The organism is Bradyrhizobium sp. CCBAU 25338 (genome assembly GCF_028128965.1).
Classification (GTDB): Bacteria; Pseudomonadota; Alphaproteobacteria; order Rhizobiales; family Xanthobacteraceae; genus Bradyrhizobium; species Bradyrhizobium liaoningense.
In genome coordinates, this window is the sequence record NZ_LFKY01000040.1 from 147,689 (window position 1) to 166,481 (window position 18,793).

Consider the following 18,793-nt stretch of genomic DNA (forward strand, 5'->3'; position numbering starts at 1 on the left):
CCGGCTGTCCAACCAATCCCCGATCAGGGGATCCCCAAGGTTGGCCGTCAGCTCTTCCGGCGGTTCACTTTCTCACTACCATCCCTTTGATCCGTCAACAAAATGGCTGCCCCGTGGCACCTTCAATATATGGTTAATATTTCGCTGGTTGTGGCCGGGCGGCCACGGCGGCGCTTGGCATCGGGCGGGCCGCTGGCCCATAGTAGGGCAAGCCTCAGTGAATCGCCGTTCAGCTTCGGCTGGGACCGGCACCGCCGAACGGCGAAAAGTTACATGCATTAAAGGAGTTATCCATGTCCGATGCCATCAAGGTCGGCTTTGTCCCCTTGTCTGCCGCCCCCCGTGGCATCCTGGTGGTGTTCTGCGATGACGGCCTGAAGCTCGGTCCGGCGACGGCCAAGGCACTGGGTGGCGCTGTCGATCTTGTGAAGCGCGCGGCAGCCGCAACCGCCTTCAAGGGTAAAACCGGGGCCGCGCTGGACATTCTGGCGCCGGAGGGCGTCAAGGCGACCCGGCTCATCGTGATCGGCGCCGGCAAGGCGACCGGCCTGAAGGCGAACGATTTCCTCAAGTTCGGCGGGGTGGCAGCGAGCAAGCTGCCCTCTGGCACCAGCGCCATGACCATCATGGCGGAGCTGCCCGGCGGCGCCATGACGAGCGAGCAGGCGGTGGGGATCGCCTCGGGCCTGCGGCTGCGCACCTACAAGTTCGACCGCTACAAGACGAAGAAGAAGGAGGGCGAGGAGGGCGGCTCGCGCGCCGACGTCTCGCTTGCAGTTGGCGATGCCGGTGCTGCGAAGAAGGCGTTCGCCTCGGCCGGCCACGTCATCGACGGCGTGATCATCGCGCGTGACCTCGTCAACGAGCCGCCGAACGTGCTCTTCCCCGAGGAATTCGCGCGCCGCGCCGGTCAGCTCCGCAAGCTTGGCGTCAAGGTCGAGGTGCTCGACGTCAAGGCGATGCAGAAGCTCGGCATGGGTGCGCTGCTCGGTGTCGGTCAGGGCTCGGCGCGGCCGAGCCGCACCGTGATCATGCGCTGGGACGGGGCCAGGAAGGGCGAGGCACCGGTCGCTTTCGTCGGCAAGGGCGTCTGTTTCGACACCGGCGGCATCTCGATCAAACCGGCCGGCAGCATGGAGGACATGAAGGGCGACATGGGAGGCGCGGCCTGCGTCGTCGGCCTGATGCATGCGCTCGCTGCGCGCAAAGCCAAGGTCAACGTGGTCGGCGCGATCGGCCTCGTCGAGAATATGCCTGACGGCAACGCCCAGCGGCCGGGCGACATCGTCACCTCGATGTCCGGTCAGACCATCGAGATCATCAATACCGACGCGGAGGGACGCCTCGTGCTGGCCGACGTGCTCTGGTACGTCGCCAAGAAGGTGAAGCCGAAATTCATGGTGGACCTGGCGACGCTGACCGGCGCGATCATGGTGGCGCTCGGCACCGAGCACGCCGGCATGTTCTCCAACAATGACGAGCTCGCCGACCGGCTGCTCGTGGCCGGCGTCGAGAGTGGGGAGAAGGTCTGGCGGATGCCGCTTGGCCCCGAGTACGACAAGCTGATCGATTCCCAGTTTGCCGACATGAAGAACACCGGCGGCCGCCATGGCGGCTCGATCACTGCGGCGCAGTTCCTCCAGCGCTTCGTCGACGGCACGCCCTGGGCGCATCTCGACATCGCAGGCACCGCCATGGGCGCGCCGAAGACCGACATCAACCAGAGCTGGGGAAGCGGCTACGGCGTCCGCCTGCTCGATCGCCTGGTCTCCGACCATTACGAGCGCAAATGACCCGAGATGACTGAAGTATTGTTCTACCATCTCCAAAACATGACGGTGGAGAATGTGTTGCCGCCGCTTCTCGAGAAATCGCTCGAGCGCGGCTGGCGCGTCGTGGTGCAGTCGAGCTCGGAGGAACGCGCCGATGCGCTCGATTCGCATTTGTGGACCTATCGCGACGATTCCTTCCTGCCGCACGCGACATGGCGGGTGAACGACGTTGCCGATCAGCCGATCGTGCTGGCGATCGAGGGGGCCAATCCCAACGGGGCCAATGTCCGCTTCCTGATCGACAATGCCGTGCTGCCGGAGGACTCACAGGGCTACGAGCGCATGGTGCTGCTGTTCGACGGCGACGATCCGGATGCGCTTGCGCTCGCCCGCGCGGCCTGGACCGATTGCAAGGCACGGGGATTTGATGTCACCTATTGGCAGGCCGACGAGCGGGGCCGGTGGCAGAGGCGGAATTAGCGGCCGTCAGCAATTAATGATAATTTGCACTTTTCGAACGATCCTGGCTTCGGCCACCTTCGTGCCGCAAAGGGATGTTGGGACAATCGTTTAGGGCTGGTCCTTCAGGCGGGGAATTAGTTTATCGTGCGACATCAAAAGCTTCCCGGCTCGCTCATGATTGCGTTGGCCGCCGTAGCACCGCTGGTCGCGGGCTGCTCAGGCACTGATCTGCTGTCGAAGGACGCAGAATGGTTCCAGAAGCCGGGCCGTATCTTCATCAAGAACATCTCGATCGAATCGCCGCCGCTCACGCCTGACAAGCCGGTGGGAGCCGAGGACCTCGTCAGCGCCGATGGCGCCTGTCCGGGCATGGCGCCGCCTCCCGGGCCGGCCGACGCCAATGCGTCGACGACGGCGCCAGCTCCGATGGGCGGCACGGTCGCGCTCGGGCATACCGAATGCGATGTGGTGCGCGGCATCGGCGCGCCTTCGAACGTCAACCTGTCCGCCGACGCCATCGGCCGACGCGTCGCCGTCGTCACCTGGACCACCGGCCCGCGCGCCGGCATCTACACCTTCACCGCCGGACGTCTGTCCTCGATCGAGGGCAATCCCGAGCCGCAGCCGGCGCCGAGGGCGGTGAAGCCGAAGAAGAAGCACGCGTAAGTGGTATGCGGGTTGCTGATTTCGACGGCGTGCTGTCAGCTCCGGATTGAATGTCTGTTCAACGTCTCGGATGGATTTTCACCGAAGAGGGCGCGGTAGTAGGCCGAGAATCGGCTGAAATCGGCAAAGCCCTGCCTGAAGGCAACCTCCGCCACGGTGACATCGGTTGCAACTCCGTGTTGCAGAAGCAGCCGCGCCTCGCACAACCGCTTTTGCCGAAGGTACCTCATCGGTGGGATGCCAAGGATCTCGTCGAAGGCTCTATGCAGCGCCCGCCGGGACACCCGCAAATGGGAGAGAAGCTCCGAGATGTGCACGGGAGCATTGCCCGCACCGTCGAGGTACTCCTGAGTTCTCCTCACCAGCCGTTGCGGTGAAGAAACGAAGACGTCCGATTGTTCTGAGTTCGCAATCGCGTAGCACGCGCTTTCGATGATGGCCCGCTTCCAGTACTCCGCCTCGGACGGCCCCAACCTGCGCGCGTGTCGATCGAAGCCGGCCATGATGCGTCTGAGGACCCGGGCCGAAGCGTCGCCCGTTTCAGGGTTGGTGTGGAACGCGCTCTTTCTCAGCCATGCCGTCGGCTCGCTGAACCGGCTGTCGGGTCCGAAGAAACGCGCCATATCCCCGGTCGAGGCCGAGATGGCACCAAAGGATACGCCCGCGAAGTACCGGCTCTGGTGCTCCACGCCGGGAGACCAGATCCTAATGCTGCCAGTGCCACGCTGGCGAGCTCTTTGCCTGCCGATCTCCGTGAGGAAACCTATCGTCACGCGGTCATCGCTGTAGACGCCGCGCGAAATAACCCCGTGCGAGAACGTGCCGAAACCAAGCGAAAGTCCCGCGACGCTCGCATGCTTCAGACGACCTTGCATGCGACCGGGCTGGATCTGGATGATCTCGGAACTGCTCGTCGGCGTGGCGGCCTGAAGTTGCTCGAATCCGTTGATCGCGATCTCAGTGCAGTTGATGGTGCTGCGATCGCCGTTCCGGCCGATGATCCCGACGACGCCCGGCATGTCCCGTTCTCCGGCTCCGCGTCATATGCTTCGCCTCCATTGCGACGGAAAAGCGGCGTGGGCCATTTAAATCAAATCTCGCGCATATCATCCGATTGAAAGACCGTCCATTTCTCGGCCGAAAGCGACAAGGCGTCGCATCGGCACAAACTGCGCATCACAGGAGCTCTCAGGGGAGATACCATAGCTTTGCAACCACTGCGGGACGGCTCTCAAAGAGTGTCGCATTCAACGGGAGGACGAACGGGGACACGAGAGGCCGACATGGGCGCTCGCGCGGTTCGCGGGCCGATGAGAAATTGGAGGGCCTGACTATGCAGTCATGTCGATTGAATTTCGTTTACGTACCACCTGCCGTGAATTCCCGGATCTGGCCGACGATTTTATTCACCGCAGCTATGTGCTGCGCCGCCCCCGGAATACTTCACGCAGCGCCCTTGGCGTCTCACCCGTCAGCCTTCCGATTCCAAGACGATCTCACGCAGGTGCGTGCAACCGTGCACCGCGGACGCGCTGTGGTCGGACCGCGAGGCGGCGCCGTTGTCCGGCGCGGCAGCGCCGTCGTCGGGCCTCGCGGCAATGTCGCGGTGCGTCGAACGACGGTGGTCCGGCCCGGCTATCACGGCGGCGGCGTGCGCTGGGCACGGCCCGGCTGGTATCGCTGGCCGGCCGGCGGCGCGATCGCCGCCGGCGCAGCGATCGGTTTCGTGACAGCAGGGACTGCAGCGGCGTGGGCGGGTGCCGCACCCGCGCCCGGAATGTGCTGGTACTATACCGATCCCTCACGCACCCAGGGCTTCTGGGACTATTGCCAGTAACCGCGAAGCGGATGGGCCGCCATCATGTTGCAGGCAGGGGTCGGTCATGGTCGTCAAGGTCGCGCGTCGATCGACGACATGGTCTGGATTGCCGGCGTCCACGATATGATCGGCAACGTTGGTGCAGGGCGGGTTCTCGCCGGACCTGTCAACAATGGTGCCGGAATTCCTCGAGCAGATAAGGCAGAGCAGGTGAAGCCGGGCGATCGAGGCCCTGATCTCCGGCATGCCCGCCGTCAACTTCGACCTGACGCTGCAAGTGGCGTTGAAGGTCGGAGCCAAGGAAAACCAGGTCGTATTCTGGTCGCGAAATCCGGACTGGAAGGATCAGACGCTCACGCCAAATCCCAGCACGATCTATTCGGAGCGAAGCAATGATCTCTCGCGAAGCGCGACAATCTCCCGCTACCCAGGATACCGTCTCTAGTGGTCCTGACAGGCGCCAACTCGTGTTGGCCGGCTCTGCCCTGGCATTGCTAGGGTTGTCGCCTGGAGTCATTCCCGCCGCTGCAGCGCAATCTTCAAGCGGGACGCAACCCAAGCCTGCGACAGCTTTAACGAAAGCTGCGAACGATGCGCTGCGGCAGTACCTCAATTTCGATGACAAGGAAGACTTCGACAACGCGACGCGCGGCCTCATTGCCAGGCCCGAAACGCTGACGATCCGCGACGAGAAGGGCGGCATCGTCTGGGATCTGGAGAGCTACAAGAAATTCATCGACCTGAACAAGCCGGCGCCCGAAACGGTCAATCCGAGCCTCTGGCGCAACGCCCAGCTCAACATGCAGTACGGTCTCTTCCGCGTGCACGACCGCATCGCGCAGGTGCGGGCATACAACCTGGCCAACGTCACCTTCGTGCAGGGCGATACGGGCTGGATCGTGCTGGATGCCGGCAGCGACACCGAGAGCACGAAAGAAGCCTATGAACTCGTCAGTCAGCATCTCGGCCGCCGGCCTGTCGTCGCGGTGGTCTACAGCCACTCACACGGCGATCATTACGGCGGCGTGCGCGGTCTTGTCGACGAGGCGGACGTGCGGGCCGGAAAGGTCCAGATCCTGGCGCCGCTCAATTTCACCGAACATGCGATCAGCGAATTCGTGATTGCCGGTAACGCGATGGGACGCCGCGGCATCTACATGTACGGACCGCTGCTGCCACGTAACCCCCAGGGCGGCGTGAATGCCGGACTTGGTCAGACGGTCAGCCACGGCACGACCGGGCTGATCCTCCCCACGCGCGAAATCAAGCAGACCGGGGAGGAGGTCGTCATCGATGGCGTGCGCATGATCTTCCAGATGACTCCCGGCACCGAGGCGCCCGCCGAGATGAACACCTACCTTCCCCAATTTCGCGCGATGTGGATGGCCGAGAACACGACCAACACCATGCACAACATCCTCACCCTGCGCGGCGCCCAGGTGCGCAACGCCTTGAACTGGGCGAAGTACATCAACGAGACGATCGACCTCTACGGCGAAGGCGCCGACGTCAAGTTTCAGGCCCACCATTGGCCGATGTGGGGGAACGCAAAGATCGTCGACTACTGGAAGAAGCAGCGAGATCTCTACAAGTTTATCCACGATCGCTCGGTGCACCTGATGAACAGGGGCTACACGGGCGTCGAGATCGCCGAGATGATCAAGCTGCCGCCGGAGCTCGACAAGGCCTGGTACAATCGCGGCTACTACGGCTCGCTGAAGCACAATTCGCGCGCCGTCTACCAATTCTACATGGGCTTCTACGACGCAAATCCGACGACCCTCGACCAGTTGCCTCCGGAACAGGCGGCCAGGAAGTACGTCGACTACATGGGCGGCGCGGCGGCGGTCCTGCAGAAATCGAAGGCGGACTTCGACAAGGGGGAATATCGCTGGGTCGCCGAAGCGCTCAAGCATGTCGTCTTTGCTGATCCCAACAACAAGGAAGCCAAGGAATTGCTCGCCGACGCCTATGAACAGATGGGCTATCAGGCTGAAAGCGGCACATGGCGCTCGGTCTACCTCCAGGGCGCATCCGAGCTTCGGCACGGCGTGCCCGATGCCGGCAGCATCGAGACGGCCGGGCCAGACACGGTCAGGGCCATGCCGCCCGAGATGACATTCGATTACCTCGCAGTGCAGCTCGATGCGGAGAAGGCTGCCGGCAAGAAGCTTTCCCTCACCGTGGCCTTCGACGATCTCGACCAGGCCTACGCGCTGTTCGTGGAAAACAGCGTCCTGAACTATTCGAATAAGCCCGCGACCACCGATGCCAAGATCACGCTCTCCAGGGCGACCTTCGACCGCATGCAGTCCGGTGAGTTGAAGGCAGAACAAGCCATCGCCTCCGGAGACGTGAAGGTCGAGGGGCGCAAGGAGGCGGTTACGGAGTTCGTCGGCCTGTTCCAGAAGCCGTCCTTCTGGTTCAACATCGTGACGCCTTGACCGGAGAGGAGGATCTCCCGATGAGGAGACGACTGTTCATTGCGCTGGTGATCGCGTTTTGGACAGGCTGGGCGCAGGCGCAGGCTGTAAGTCGGGACGATCTGCTGGCCCGAAGCATGCGAGCGCGCGCGATCGAGGCCGTGATCTGGGGCATGCCCGCCGTCAACTTCGACCTGATGCTGCAAGCGGCGTTGAAGGTCGGAGCCAAGGAAAACCAGATCGTATTCTGGTCGCGAATTCCGGATTGGAAGAATCAGACGCTCACGCCCAATCCGAGCACGATCTACCTGATGCCGTTCTTCAACACGAAGAGTACAGGTCCGATGGTGCTCGAGATCCCGCCGGCAAGCGGAGGCGAGATCACCGGCACGATCATGGATGCCTGGCAAGCCGCGCTCGATGACGTGGGACCGGCGGGAGCGGACAAGGGCAAGGGCGGAAAGTACCTGATCCTTCCGCCAGGCTACGCCGAGAAGACCCCTGACGGCTACATCCCCCTCGCGTCCGACACCAACTTGGGCTACGCGCTGCTGCGCTCCAACGTCGGCAGCGGCAGCGAGGCGGACGTCGCGAAGGCGGTCGCCTACGCGAAGCAGATCAAGCTCTGCCCGCTGTCCCAGGCGGCCGCTCCGCCCTCGACGGCCTTCATAGACGTAGTCGACGTCACCTACGACAGCACGATCCCTTACGACATCCGCTTTTTCCAGGCGCTCGACCGCTTCATCCAGCGGGAGACGTGGCTCGAACGCGACAAGGCCATGATCGATCAGATCAAGGCGATCGGCATCGAGAAGGGCAAACCGTTCGATCCCGGTCCTCAAGCGCAGAAGATGCTTGAGGAGGCGGCCCGAGACGCTCGCGAGTGGCTTGATCTCCGGTATGAAAGTCTCTTCAAGCCGTCCTTTTATGAAGGTGGCCAATGGGCGCTGCCGGTTGCGCACGACGTCACCGAAGGGCTGGCCAATCTCTTCGCCAAGCCAAACGTCTACCCGGTCGACGACCGCGGCGCGTTCTACTCGTTCGCATTCTCGAGCGTGAAGCACCTGGGGACCGGCCAATTCTATCTTGTCACGATCCGAGACAAGGACGGCAAGGCGCTCGACGGGGGAAGCACCTACCGCCTGACGGTGCCGGCAAACGCGCCGGTTTCGCTCTACTGGTCCGGCACGGTCTACGATCGCGAGACGCATGGCCTCATCAGGGATACGAAGTGGTCGAGCCGGGGCTCGAACACGCCAGGGCTGCAGACCAACCCCGACGGCTCGGCCGAGATCTTCTTCGGCCCGAACGCTCCCGCCGGGAAGGAGTCGAATTGGATTCCGACCAGGGCCGGTGGAGGATGGGAAATCATCTTCCGCTTCTACGGCCCGAAAAAAGCTCTCTTCGACAAGACCTGGCGCTTACCGGATATCGAAAGGATCGCGGCGCAATGAGCGGTCTCGATCTCTTCGCCTGGGTCGTCTTGATCATCGTGCTCGCGGTGATCGTGATGGTGGTCTGGCTGATGGGATCGCTGCCGGGGCACGTGGCGAGGCGACGAGGACACCCATGGGCCGAGGCGGTGGGTATCGCCGGCTGGATCACGCTGATCTTCGGCTTTGTGCTGTGGCCGGTTGCGATGATCTGGGCATACGTAGACGTCCCGGCGAAGCGGACAATGGAGCCCCGGCCATGATGATAGCCCTCATGGCGCTCTATCTGGCGCTCCTGTTCACGCTGGTCTGGGTCGGCGCGATCCGCTTCAACGCGTTCTGGAAGGCCTCGCCTCTGATCGTGCTGCTTCTTCTGAACATCGGACTGTTCATCCCGATGGGATGGGGCGCGCCTCAGGGTAAGGCTTTGGTCTATCGGAACGCCGTCTCGATCGTTCCGGACGTCGCCGGCGAGGTCGTCGACGTGCCTGTCCGGCCGAACGCGCCTTTGAAGCAGGGCGACGTCCTCTTCCGGATCGATCCTACCCCCTACGACGCCCAGGTGAAGGCGATCGAGGCCCAACTCAAGCTGTCGAGCACGCGCCTGAGCCAGATGACCTCGCTGTACGAACGCGACGCAGGCCGTGGCTTCGATGTCGAGCAGCGGCAGTCGGAGGTCGACCAGTTGAAGGCCCAACTGCAGAACGCGCGATGGAATCTGGATAAGACCGTCGTGCGGGCACCCGCTGCCGGCTACGCGACCAACGTTGCACTTCGGAAGGGCGCGCGCGTCGGAAACCTGTCGGCTTCGCCGGCGATGGCGTTCATCGACACCTCGGAGACCGACGTCGCAATCGAGATCGATCAAATCGATGCCCGATATGTCGCCCCCGGTCAGAAGGTCGAAATCGCCTTCAAGTTTGCTCCCGGAAGGATTCTCACCGGCAAGGTCGAGAGCATCCTGCAGGCGGTCGCGACCGGGCAGACCCAGGTCTCGGGGCAGGCCGTCATGCCCAAAGCGATCGAGACCATGCCGTTCGTCGTGCGAGTGACGCTCGATGACGGCGAGGCCGCGAAAACTTTGCCGGCCGGCGCGACTGGAACGGCTGCCATCTTCACGGATCGCGTCGTCGTCAGTCATGTCATCCGCAAAGTGCTGCTGCGGCAGATCGCGATCCTCAACTACGTCGTTCCGTTCTGAAGGGGAGGGCGCCATGAGAACCAAGGCATCACTCGCGGCTGTTGCGACACTTGGATGCGTGATGACTTCGCTTCCTTCCCAAGCCTGGGCCGACGCCGGCGGTGTCGGGTTCTGGCTGCCCGGCATTTTCGGCAGTCTTGCCGCCGCGCCGACTGTGCCCGGCTGGGCCTATGCTTCGATCTATCTGCACCTGCAGGCTGATGCGGGAGCCACCAAGAATTTCGTCACCAGCGGCGCAGGCAGCGGCTCGGTTGTCACAGGCCTGAACGCGCATGGCGATGCTCTCGCACTGGGCATCACTTACACGTCGCCTCTCCCTGTGTTGGGGGGCCAGGCTGCGGTTTCAATCCTCACGGCGCCGGGCAATGTCGGTCTCGGCATCGACGCCACGCTGACTGGCCCTGCCGGAAATGCCATTTCAGGGGTCAGAACCGACAATCGGACTACGGTTTCCGATGTATTCTATCAAGGCACGCTCAAGTGGAATCAGGGTGTCCACAATGAGATGGTCTACATCACCGGCAATATCCCCAGCGGGACCTATGATCCGAATCGTCTCGCCAACCTGAACCTTGGCTTTGTCGCTTGGGATGCAGGTGCCGGCTACACCTACTTCGACCCGAAGACCGGTCATGAATTCTCGATCGTCGGCGGGCTGACCTACAGCCTGCCCAATCCGTATCTGCAATACCAGAACGGCATCGACTTCCATGTGGACTGGGCGGCGTCACAATTCCTGAGCAAGAATTTCCAGATCGGCGTGGCCGGCTACTTCTACCAGCAGATCACCGACGATTCCGGTCCGGGCGCGAAGCTCGGAGGTTTCAGGGGACGCGCGATCGGCATCGGACCTCAGATCGGGTTCATCATTCCCATGTCCGACGGGTACCAGGGCTATCTCAATCTGAGGGGCTACAAGGATCTGGAGGTCGAAAACCGCGCGAGCACGTGGAGCACCTGGGTGACGTTCGCGGTTTCGGCGGCGCCACCCGAACATGCATCATCAAAGCCAGCGGTGCGGAAGCATTAATTGTCATCCTGCTTGCAACGCCGATGGTTCCGCTCTGGCGCCACGGCCGTGCGTCCCGGCGGCACTGACAGAGCCTGCTTTCGTAATGGCCACGCGCCCCGGAATGCGCTTTGATGGGGCCAACAACAATCCGGAGGAAACCATGCGGTTCACTGCCTTCGTGGCGGCTCTGCTTCTGCCGCTCGGCGCGGCCGTCGCCCAGGACTATCCGACGAGGCCCATCACCATACTGGTGCCGTTCGCCGCCGGCGGGCCGACCGACACCATCGCACGCCTGACCGCGGCGGGGATGGCGAAGTCCCTGGGACAGCAGGTCATCGTCGAGAACGCGACCGGCGCCGGCGGCACCATCGGCACGACCCGCGCGGCGCGCGCTCAGCCGGACGGTTACACGCTGCTGATCCATCATGTCGGCATCTCGACTGCCGCTACGCTGTACCGCAATTTGAGCTATGACACGAAGACGGCCTTTGCGCCGATCGGGCTCGTGACCAACGCGCCGATGACCATCATCGCGCGTCCGGATTTCCCGGCCAACACGCTCAAGGAACTGGTCGCCTACGCCCAGCAGCAGGGCGACAAGCTGACCTACGCCAATGCCGGCCTTGGAGCGGCATCGCATCTCTGCGGCATGCTGTTCATGACGGCGATCCAGAAGCAGCTCACCACGGTGCCCTACAAGGGCAACGGCCCGATCATGAACGATCTGCTCGGCAAGCAGATCGATCTCACCTGCGACCAGGCGACGAACACCACCGGTCCGATCACGGCCAAGCAGGTCAAGGCCTATGCGATCACCACCAAGGAGCGGCTGAAGAGCCTGCCAGATCTGCCGACGGCCGACGAGGCCGGCCTCAAAGGCTTCGAGCTCGGCGTCTGGCACGGCATCTATGCGCCAAAGGGCACGTCGCCGGCGGTCGTTCAGAAGCTGACGGCGGCGCTCCAGACCGCACTCAAGGATCCGGCGCTGATCGCCCGGTTCAACGACATCAACACCGAGCCGGTCCCGCAGGACAAGGCGACGCCCGAGGCGCTGGGCGCGATGCTGACGAGTGAGATCGACCGCTGGGCGCCGATCATCAAGGCAGCCGGGCAATACGCGGACTGAGCTATTATAGTGCGCCGGGAATGCATTCTGAGCGTATAAAGATCAACCAGATCAATGGTTAGCTTGCCGGTGTTATAATGCCGGTACTGTGCATGGGGTTGTTTTGCACGTTTTTGATGGCGCGCGGCTTCGTGGATCAAGGCGTTACCCCGCCGCCTCATCAAACTGCGTGCTCGCCTCCAGCCACTGCTCCTCCGCGCGCGCCAGCGCGTCGGCGGCATTGGCGCGGGCCTTCGACAATTGCGCAGCCTGCTTGGGGTCGCGCGCAAAAATGTCGGGCAGTGCGAGCGCCGTGTCGATCTTGGCGATGATCTCGCTGACGCGGGCGATCTCGGCCTCGGCTTCCGCGATGCGCTTCTTCAGCGAGCCGCGATTGTCCGACCTCACGCGCTGCGGCTTCTCGCTTGCGCCGTTGCGCTCGCGCGGGGCTTCCGCGTTGCGCGCCGACAGCACCAGGCGGCGGTATTCGTCGAGGTCGCCGTCGTAATTGGTGACGGTGCGGTCGGCGACGATCCAGAGCCGGTCGGCGCAGGCCTCGATCAGGTAGCGGTCGTGCGAGACCATGATGACGGCGCCGGGGAATTCGTTGATCGCTTCCGCAAGCGCGGCGCGGCTGTCGATGTCGAGATGGTTGGTCGGCTCGTCCAGGATGATCATGTTGGGGCCGAAGAAGGTCGCAAGACCCAGCAAGAGCCGCGCCTTCTCGCCGCCCGACAATTTGCCGGCCTTGGTGTCGGCGGCCTTGCCGGAGAAGCCCATCGCGCCGGCGCGGGCGCGCACTTTCGCCTCCGGCGCATCGCCCATCAGCTTGCGGACGTGATCGTAGGCGGAGGCGTCCTCGTTGAGCTCGTCGAGCTGGTGCTGCGCGAAATAGGCGATCGACAGCTTGTCCGCGCGCGTCACCTTGCCCGAGAACGGCGCGAGCCGTCCGGCGAGCAGCTTCACGAGCGTCGACTTGCCGTTGCCGTTGGCACCGAGAAGCGCGATGCGGTCGTCATTGTCGATGCGCAGGGTGACGCGGTTCAGCACCGGGCTCGCCGGATCGTAACCGACCGAGGCGTTGTCGACCGCGATGATCGGCGGCGACAGGATCTTCTCCGGCGCCGGAAAGCTGATCTCGCGCACGTCCTCGGTGACCAGCGCCGTGATCGGCTTCAGCCGCTCCAGCATCTTGACGCGCGATTGCGCCTGGCGGGCCTTGGAGGCCTTCGCCTTGAAGCGATCGACGAAGGCCTGCAGGCGCGCACGCTCGGCCTCCTGGCGCTTGACCGCCTTCGCGTCGAGCAGCTCGCGCGCGGCGCGCTGCTCCTCGAAGGAGGAATAGGTGCCCTTGTAGAGCGTGAGCTTGCCGCGCTCCAGATGCAGGATCTGGTCGACCGAGCTTTCCAGGAGGTCGCGGTCATGGCTGATCACGATCACCGTGCGCGGATAATGCGCGAGGTGGTCCTCCAGCCACAGCGTGCCTTCGAGGTCGAGATAGTTGGTGGGCTCGTCGAGCAGCAGAAGGTCGGGGGCCGCGAACAGCGTGGCGGCGAGCGCGACACGCATGCGCCAGCCGCCGGAGAATTCGGCGCAGGGGCGGAGCTGATCGGCAGCCGAGAAGCCGAGACCGGAGAGGATGGCGGCGGCACGGCTCGGCGCCGAATGCGCGTCGATATCCACGAGCCGGGTCTGGATCTCGGCGATCCGGTGCGGATCGGTCGCGCTCTCGGCTTCGGCGAGCAGCGCATCGCGTTCGAGATCGGCCTTGAGCACGACCGTGATCAGGCTTTCTGGGCCGTTCGGCGCTTCCTGCGCGAGGCTGCCGATGCGCCAGCGGGGCGGAAGGGTCACCGAGCCGTGCTCGGCCGCGAGCTCGCCGCGGATCACCTTGAACAGCGTCGACTTGCCGGTGCCGTTGCGCCCGACCAGGCCGACGCGTGATCCGGGCGTGATCTGCACGGAACTCTGGTCGATCAAAAGGCGTCCGGCGAGACGGATGGAGAGATCGGTGATGGACAGCATGCGGCCTTGTCACCGCAAGGCGCGTCGAACGCAACTCGTTTTTCCGTCAGTGCTCCCGCTCGCGCTGCCTCAATTCGTTGAGGAGCTGCTCGAGATGTGTCGGGAGGCGAGGCTCGGGGCGAAGGCTCTGCTGCAGCCGCTCGCCCACGGCATCGCAAATCGAGCGGCTGGTGCGGCGGTCGATCTGTTCGCTGTCATTGGCAAGGAGGCCAGCCATCGCGAAGTTCCGTGCTCTCAAAGTAAGGACACGGTACCAAGTCATTGCCGCCCAAATAGTTTCGCCGTCGGCGGGCCATGTCGGGCATTCTCGTAAAAATTGTATGAACTGCGCCTTTTCCGCTCAAGCCAAAGCCCCGGCGAGGGGGCGCCGGGGCTTCTCCTGGAAGGTACCTGGGGGGCTTGGTACCCTCGGGAAGGTGCTGACGGGCTCAGTAGCAGCGGTTGATCAGCCGCCAGCGGGGTCCCCAGGGGGTCGGGACCAGCCGGCGCACATAGCAGCCGCCATAACCGTAGGAGACGGGGCCGCCGGCGTAGAAGCGCGGTCCGCCCCAGCCGTGGCCGTGGTGCCAGCCGCCGCCGTGCCAGCCCCGGCCGCCGTGCCAGTGCGCGGAGGCCGAGGTCGGTGCCAGCGCGGCTCCCAGTGCGACCGCGGCGACGGCGGCAAGCGAAAGTTTCCTCCACATGGTGATCTCCTAAAGACTGCCGGCGCGGGGCTATCGCGCCGATGCAAAGGCCGCCGAAACGATCCGCCTGGTGATCAGGCTTCGGTTTCGATGGGTCCGACCTTACGCCGGTGAAGCTGAACCGATCCCTGACGGCGGTTTCAGATTGGGTTCATCTGGGTGAAATCGTTGTCATCCATGCTGGAATTGGCAGCCGCCCCGCGGCAAGCGCCAGTGCGGGCCGTTTCGGCGGGTCGCTTGCCGTCCGGCAAAGGCGCCGATATAAGCCCCGCAACTCCGAACCACCGCTTTCTTCCCAAGGACAACATTATGGCCATCGAACGCACTTTCTCGATCATCAAGCCCGACGCGACCGAGCGTAACCTGACCGGCGCGGTCAACGCCGTGATCGAGAAGGCGGGCCTGCGCATCGTCGCGCAGAAGCGCATCCGCATGACCAAGGAGCAGGCCGAGACCTTCTACGCCGTCCACAAGGCGCGCCCGTTCTTCGGCGAGCTCGTCGCGTTCATGACCTCCGGCCCGGTCGTGGTTCAGGTTCTGGAAGGCGAGGGCGCGATCGCCAAGTACCGCGAGGTGATGGGCGCGACCGATCCGGCCAAGGCCGCCGAGGGCACCGTCCGCAAGCTCTACGCAAAGTCGATCGGCGAGAACTCGGTGCACGGTTCGGATGCGCCGGAGACGGCCGCGGTCGAGATCGCGCAGTTCTTCTCGGGCAACGAGATCGTCGGCTGATCCATCGGCGGACAGGTTAGGGACGACGGGCGAAAGGACTGATTGTGGACTGGCTCTGGCAGATCTTCGATCCCGCTACGATCGGGGCATTCTTCACCCAGTTCCGCAATGAGATGGCCGAACCGACGTTCTGGCTTGCGGTCGGCAAGATCATCTGGATCAACATTCTGCTCTCCGGCGACAACGCGCTGGTGATTGCGCTCGCCTGCCGCGGTCTCTCGCCGCGCCACAGGCTCTGGGGCATGATCTTCGGTGCCGGCGCAGCGGTGATGCTGCGGATCATCTTCACCGGCATCGTCGCCACACTGATGGGGCTGCCGTACCTCAAGCTCATCGGCGGTCTCGCGCTGATCGTGATCGCGGCCAAGCTGCTGGTGCCGGAAAACGAGGACGAGGACGACGTCGAGTCCGCCTCGCATCTATGGCACGCCATCCAGATCGTCGTGGTCGCCGACATCGTCATGAGTCTGGACAACGTCATTGCGGTCGCTGCCGCGGCCAATGGCAGCGTGCCGCTCTTGATCCTTGGCCTCGCCATCAGCGTGCCGCTGATCGTCGCCGGCGCCGCGCTGATCATGGCGCTGCTCGCAAAGCTGCCGGTCCTGGTCTGGGCTGGCGCTGCGCTGCTCGGCTGGGTGGCGGGCGAGGTGATCGCGACCGACCCGGGCGTCGCGCCGAAGCTGCACATGCTGCTCGACGGCCCGCTGGGCACCTCGCTGGACAGCATGCTCGGCGCGCTCCGCATCCCGCCGCAGTTCGGCCATGGCGGGGCAGGCGGCGAATATCTCTGTGCCGTGCTCGGCGTCGTGGTCGTGCTGGTGGTCGGCTACATCTGGCGCCGACGCAGCCTGACCCAGGCAGCGCTCGAATCCTCCGAGCGCCACGCCAAGGCCTCGGCGGAGTGACTTCGACGGCCGACGGTGCCTGCGCCGAACCTGCTGCGATCGACGGATGCAGCGCTGCAGTGGTCAGCGGCGCGGTGTAGCGCTTTTCCCCATGTTTAGATCTTATCTTATTCTAAACTACTGAAAACAAATGCACTTTCGTTGACTTGGTGACGGTTCCCGCATCACGTCGCTCCGGTATTCATCTTATCGAACCGGAAGCTGCCGCGAGATGCCGTCGAGAGTCATTTGCCGTCCCATTGCTATCCTGGCGTCCACCGTCAAAGCGCTTCCGAGGTTCTCTAGCCCGACGGCATTGGCGGCCTCCATGGTCTCCATCGCCCTGTTCAGCGACGGCCTCGTGCAAGTCGCCAATGCGCAAAGCGCTGCGACGGGGACGGAGCAGGCAGCTACGTTGCCGCCGGTGACCGTCACCGCAGATGCGCCAAAGCCGCGCGCACGTCCACGATCCAATCCCGGCCGAAGGGCGGGCCGTCAGACTGCACCCGCGAACGAGCGGGCCAGGATGCAGGCGGAAGCGACCCCCACTGCTGCGAGGCCTGGAGCGCTCCCGCCGTCCTACGCGGGCGGGCAGGTGGCCCGCGGCGGACAGATCGGCTTGCTCGGCAACAAGGATTTCATGGATACGCCGTTCAACGTCACGAGCTACACGGCGAAGAAGATCGAAGATCAACAGGCCGTCACGGTCGCCGACGTCGTCAGCAACGATCCTTCGGTCCGTTTCACCGGCCAGACCGGCGGCATCCTCGACTCCTTCTTCATCCGCGGCTTTCCGATCGGCGAGGGGAATGTCGGAGAAATTGCCTTCAACGGCGTCTATGGCGTTGCGCCGAACTACCGTGTGTTCACCGACTACGTCGAGCGAATCGAAATCATCAAGGGTCCGACTGCGCTGCTTTACGGCATGGCGCCAAACAGCAGCGTCGGCGGCACCATCAACATCGTCCCGAAGCGTGCAGGGGACGTCGACCTGACGCGGGTCACGACCGACTACGCGACGAGCACCCAGCTCGGCACCCATCTCGATGTGAGCCGACGGTTCGGCGAGAACCGCGAATTCGGCATTCGCGTCAACGGCAGCTATCACAATGGCGATACGCCGCTGGACAACCAGACCCGGGAGGCGCATGTCGGCTCCGCGGCGTTCGATTATCGCGGTGAGAAATTCAGAGCCTCGCTCGACTTCATCGATCAAGAAGAAAAATTCGACGCGCCCACGAGGCCGTTTCTGGTCGCAACGGGCGTCGCCGTCCCGACGGCGCCGGTCGGGCGGCGCAATGTCACGCAGTCCTGGGAATGGGCCAAGGTTCACGACAACTCGCTGCTGGCGCGCGCCGAATACGACGTGACTGAAACCGTGACCGTGTTCGCTGATGCCGGTGGGGGCAGGACCCAGGTCGATCGTCTGTTCGGCACACCGACAATCCTGAACGCGGCCGGTGACACCACGTCGACACCAGGGCGCTTCAAGTTCGACATCGACAGGAACGTGGCCGACGCCGGACTTCGCGCCCGGTTCGACACCGCAGCGATCAGTCACGCCGTGACCTTCCAGGGCAGCTATTACATTGACGAGGTTTCGCGCGGCTCGGTGAACGGCACGCCGGTGCTATCCAACATCTATGCGCCGATCGCTCGTCCCCAGCAGCTCGTTCCGGCTCCCGCGACTGTGCCGAAGCTGTCAGACACCGAGCTGACCGGTCTTGCGCTGGCCGACACCATGTCGGTTTTCCAGGAGCGCCTTCAGCTGACCCTCGGCGTCAGGCAACAGGGCGTCAAGTCGAACAACTACAACACCACCACGGGAGCCGTGACCTCCGCCTACGACCAGACGGCGTACACGCCCATGGTCGGCGTCGTCGTCAAGCCCTGGAGCCACGTTTCGCTGTACGCCAACTACATCGAAGGGCTCAGCAAGGGCGACGTCGCTCCGACGACGGCGAGCAATCAAGGAGAGGTCCTGGCGCCCTATTTCAGCAAGCAGAAGGAAGCAGGCGTCAAGGTCGATCTCGGCATGCTCGCCACCACGATCAGCCTGTTCGAGATCACCAAACCCTCGGGACAGCTGGGCCTCGACAAGGTTTACCGGGCGGACGCCGAACAGCGCAATCGCGGCGTGGAATTGACCGTGTTCGGAGAATTGCAGCCGGGAATTCGCGTGCTCGGCGGCGTGACGTTGATCGACGCGGAGCTGACAAAGACGAGCACGGCAGCCAATCTGGGCAAGACGCCGATCGGCGTGCCCCAGGTGCAGGCCAATCTGTCCACAGAATGGGACACACCGTTCGCACCAGGACTGACGCTGGTCGCAAACGCTATCTATACCGGGCATCAATATCTGGATGGAGCAAACACGCAGGTCGTTCCGGCCTGGACCAGGCTCGATCTCGGCGCGCGCTACAGCACGCGCATCAACAATCGGCCCGTCACGCTGCGGGCCCTGGTCCAGAACGTGTTCGACACCAATTACTGGGCCGGCGTCGCAAGCTACTCGGCACTCGCGCAAGGCGCGCCGCGAACCCTGCTCTTGTCGATGTCGACGGATTTCTGAGCTG

Annotated in this window: 18 protein-coding genes; 14 read left to right on the forward strand and 4 right to left on the reverse strand. The window is 63.7% G+C overall.

What is annotated here, in order from left to right; genetic code table 11:
* Positions 1–293: 293 nt before the first annotated feature.
* From ACM42_RS25080 to ACM42_RS25090, 3 genes are all read left to right on the forward strand, one after another.
* On the forward strand, positions 294–1,793 hold the full coding sequence (locus ACM42_RS25080; protein ID WP_271530401.1) for a leucyl aminopeptidase: 1,500 nt from the start codon (positions 294–296) through the stop codon (positions 1,791–1,793).
* Between the two features lie 6 nt (positions 1,794–1,799).
* The gene (locus ACM42_RS25085) at positions 1,800–2,252 is read left to right on the forward strand and encodes a DNA polymerase III subunit chi (RefSeq protein ID WP_271530402.1); all 453 of its coding nucleotides are present in this window, start codon (positions 1,800–1,802) and stop codon (positions 2,250–2,252) included.
* Positions 2,253–2,417: 165 nt separating this feature from the next.
* On the forward strand, positions 2,418–2,900 hold the full coding sequence (locus ACM42_RS25090; RefSeq protein ID WP_271530724.1) for a hypothetical protein: 483 nt from the start codon (positions 2,418–2,420) through the stop codon (positions 2,898–2,900).
* Positions 2,901–2,935: 35 nt separating this feature from the next.
* Here the strand turns inward: ACM42_RS25090 and ACM42_RS25095 are convergent, their stop codons facing one another.
* The gene (locus ACM42_RS25095) at positions 2,936–3,919 is read right to left on the reverse strand and encodes a helix-turn-helix transcriptional regulator (RefSeq protein WP_271530403.1); all 984 of its coding nucleotides are present in this window, start codon (positions 3,917–3,919) and stop codon (positions 2,936–2,938) included.
* Between the two features lie 515 nt (positions 3,920–4,434).
* Here ACM42_RS25095 and ACM42_RS25100 point away from each other — a divergent pair.
* The 8 genes from ACM42_RS25100 (at position 4,435) to ACM42_RS25135 (ending at position 11,914) form a co-directional block, all read left to right on the forward strand.
* On the forward strand, positions 4,435–4,737 hold the full coding sequence (locus ACM42_RS25100) for a hypothetical protein (protein WP_271530404.1): 303 nt from the start codon (positions 4,435–4,437) through the stop codon (positions 4,735–4,737).
* A gap of 226 nt (positions 4,738–4,963) precedes the next feature.
* Positions 4,964–5,164 (forward strand): hypothetical protein, encoded by a 201-nt coding sequence (locus ACM42_RS25105; protein WP_271530405.1) that lies wholly within the window; start codon positions 4,964–4,966, stop codon positions 5,162–5,164.
* 55 nt (positions 5,165–5,219) lie between these two features.
* Positions 5,220–7,163 carry an alkyl/aryl-sulfatase gene (locus tag ACM42_RS25110; RefSeq protein WP_271530406.1) on the forward strand — a complete coding sequence of 648 codons (1,944 nt, stop codon included), beginning with the start codon at positions 5,220–5,222 and terminating at the stop codon, positions 7,161–7,163.
* 20 nt (positions 7,164–7,183) lie between these two features.
* Positions 7,184–8,596: a DUF1254 domain-containing protein gene (locus ACM42_RS25115; RefSeq protein WP_271530407.1), complete on the forward strand. Its 1,413-nt coding sequence runs from the start codon at positions 7,184–7,186 to the stop codon at positions 8,594–8,596.
* Positions 8,593–8,838, forward strand: a complete 246-nt coding sequence (locus ACM42_RS25120) for a DUF3302 domain-containing protein (protein WP_271530408.1) — start codon at positions 8,593–8,595, stop codon at positions 8,836–8,838. The genes ACM42_RS25115 and ACM42_RS25120 overlap by 4 nt, the downstream gene beginning before the upstream one ends.
* Positions 8,835–9,776 (forward strand): HlyD family secretion protein, encoded by a 942-nt coding sequence (locus ACM42_RS25125; RefSeq protein WP_271530409.1) that lies wholly within the window; start codon positions 8,835–8,837, stop codon positions 9,774–9,776. The genes ACM42_RS25120 and ACM42_RS25125 overlap by 4 nt, the downstream gene beginning before the upstream one ends.
* Positions 9,777–9,789: 13 nt before the next feature.
* On the forward strand, positions 9,790–10,806 hold the full coding sequence (locus tag ACM42_RS25130; RefSeq protein WP_271530410.1) for a SphA family protein: 1,017 nt from the start codon (positions 9,790–9,792) through the stop codon (positions 10,804–10,806).
* A 142-nt stretch (positions 10,807–10,948) separates the two neighbouring features.
* Positions 10,949–11,914: a tripartite tricarboxylate transporter substrate-binding protein gene (locus ACM42_RS25135; RefSeq protein ID WP_271530411.1), complete on the forward strand. Its 966-nt coding sequence runs from the start codon at positions 10,949–10,951 to the stop codon at positions 11,912–11,914.
* Between the two features lie 144 nt (positions 11,915–12,058).
* Here ACM42_RS25135 and ACM42_RS25140 read toward each other — a convergent pair whose 3' ends face one another.
* The 3 genes from ACM42_RS25140 to ACM42_RS25150 all read right to left on the reverse strand — a co-directional run bounded on the left by ACM42_RS25140 (position 12,059) and on the right by ACM42_RS25150 (position 14,601).
* Positions 12,059–13,918 carry an ABC-F family ATP-binding cassette domain-containing protein gene (locus ACM42_RS25140; RefSeq protein WP_271530412.1) on the reverse strand — a complete coding sequence of 620 codons (1,860 nt, stop codon included), beginning with the start codon at positions 13,916–13,918 and terminating at the stop codon, positions 12,059–12,061.
* A gap of 46 nt (positions 13,919–13,964) precedes the next feature.
* Positions 13,965–14,135: a hypothetical protein gene (locus ACM42_RS25145; RefSeq protein ID WP_271530413.1), complete on the reverse strand. Its 171-nt coding sequence runs from the start codon at positions 14,133–14,135 to the stop codon at positions 13,965–13,967.
* A gap of 211 nt (positions 14,136–14,346) precedes the next feature.
* The gene (locus ACM42_RS25150; protein ID WP_028178706.1) at positions 14,347–14,601 is read right to left on the reverse strand and encodes a hypothetical protein; all 255 of its coding nucleotides are present in this window, start codon (positions 14,599–14,601) and stop codon (positions 14,347–14,349) included.
* Positions 14,602–14,910: 309 nt separating this feature from the next.
* Between ACM42_RS25150 and ndk the strand changes: the two genes are divergently transcribed.
* From ndk to ACM42_RS25165, 3 genes are all read left to right on the forward strand, one after another.
* A complete protein-coding gene (gene ndk / locus ACM42_RS25155) occupies positions 14,911–15,333 on the forward strand; it encodes a nucleoside-diphosphate kinase (RefSeq protein ID WP_271530414.1) in 423 nt (140 codons plus the stop codon).
* Between the two features lie 44 nt (positions 15,334–15,377).
* Positions 15,378–16,238 (forward strand): TerC family protein, encoded by an 861-nt coding sequence (locus ACM42_RS25160; protein WP_271530415.1) that lies wholly within the window; start codon positions 15,378–15,380, stop codon positions 16,236–16,238.
* A gap of 307 nt (positions 16,239–16,545) precedes the next feature.
* Positions 16,546–18,789, forward strand: coding sequence for a TonB-dependent receptor (locus ACM42_RS25165; protein ID WP_442868945.1), 2,244 nt, complete (start codon positions 16,546–16,548; stop codon positions 18,787–18,789).
* The last annotated feature ends 4 nt before the right edge of the window (positions 18,790–18,793 follow it).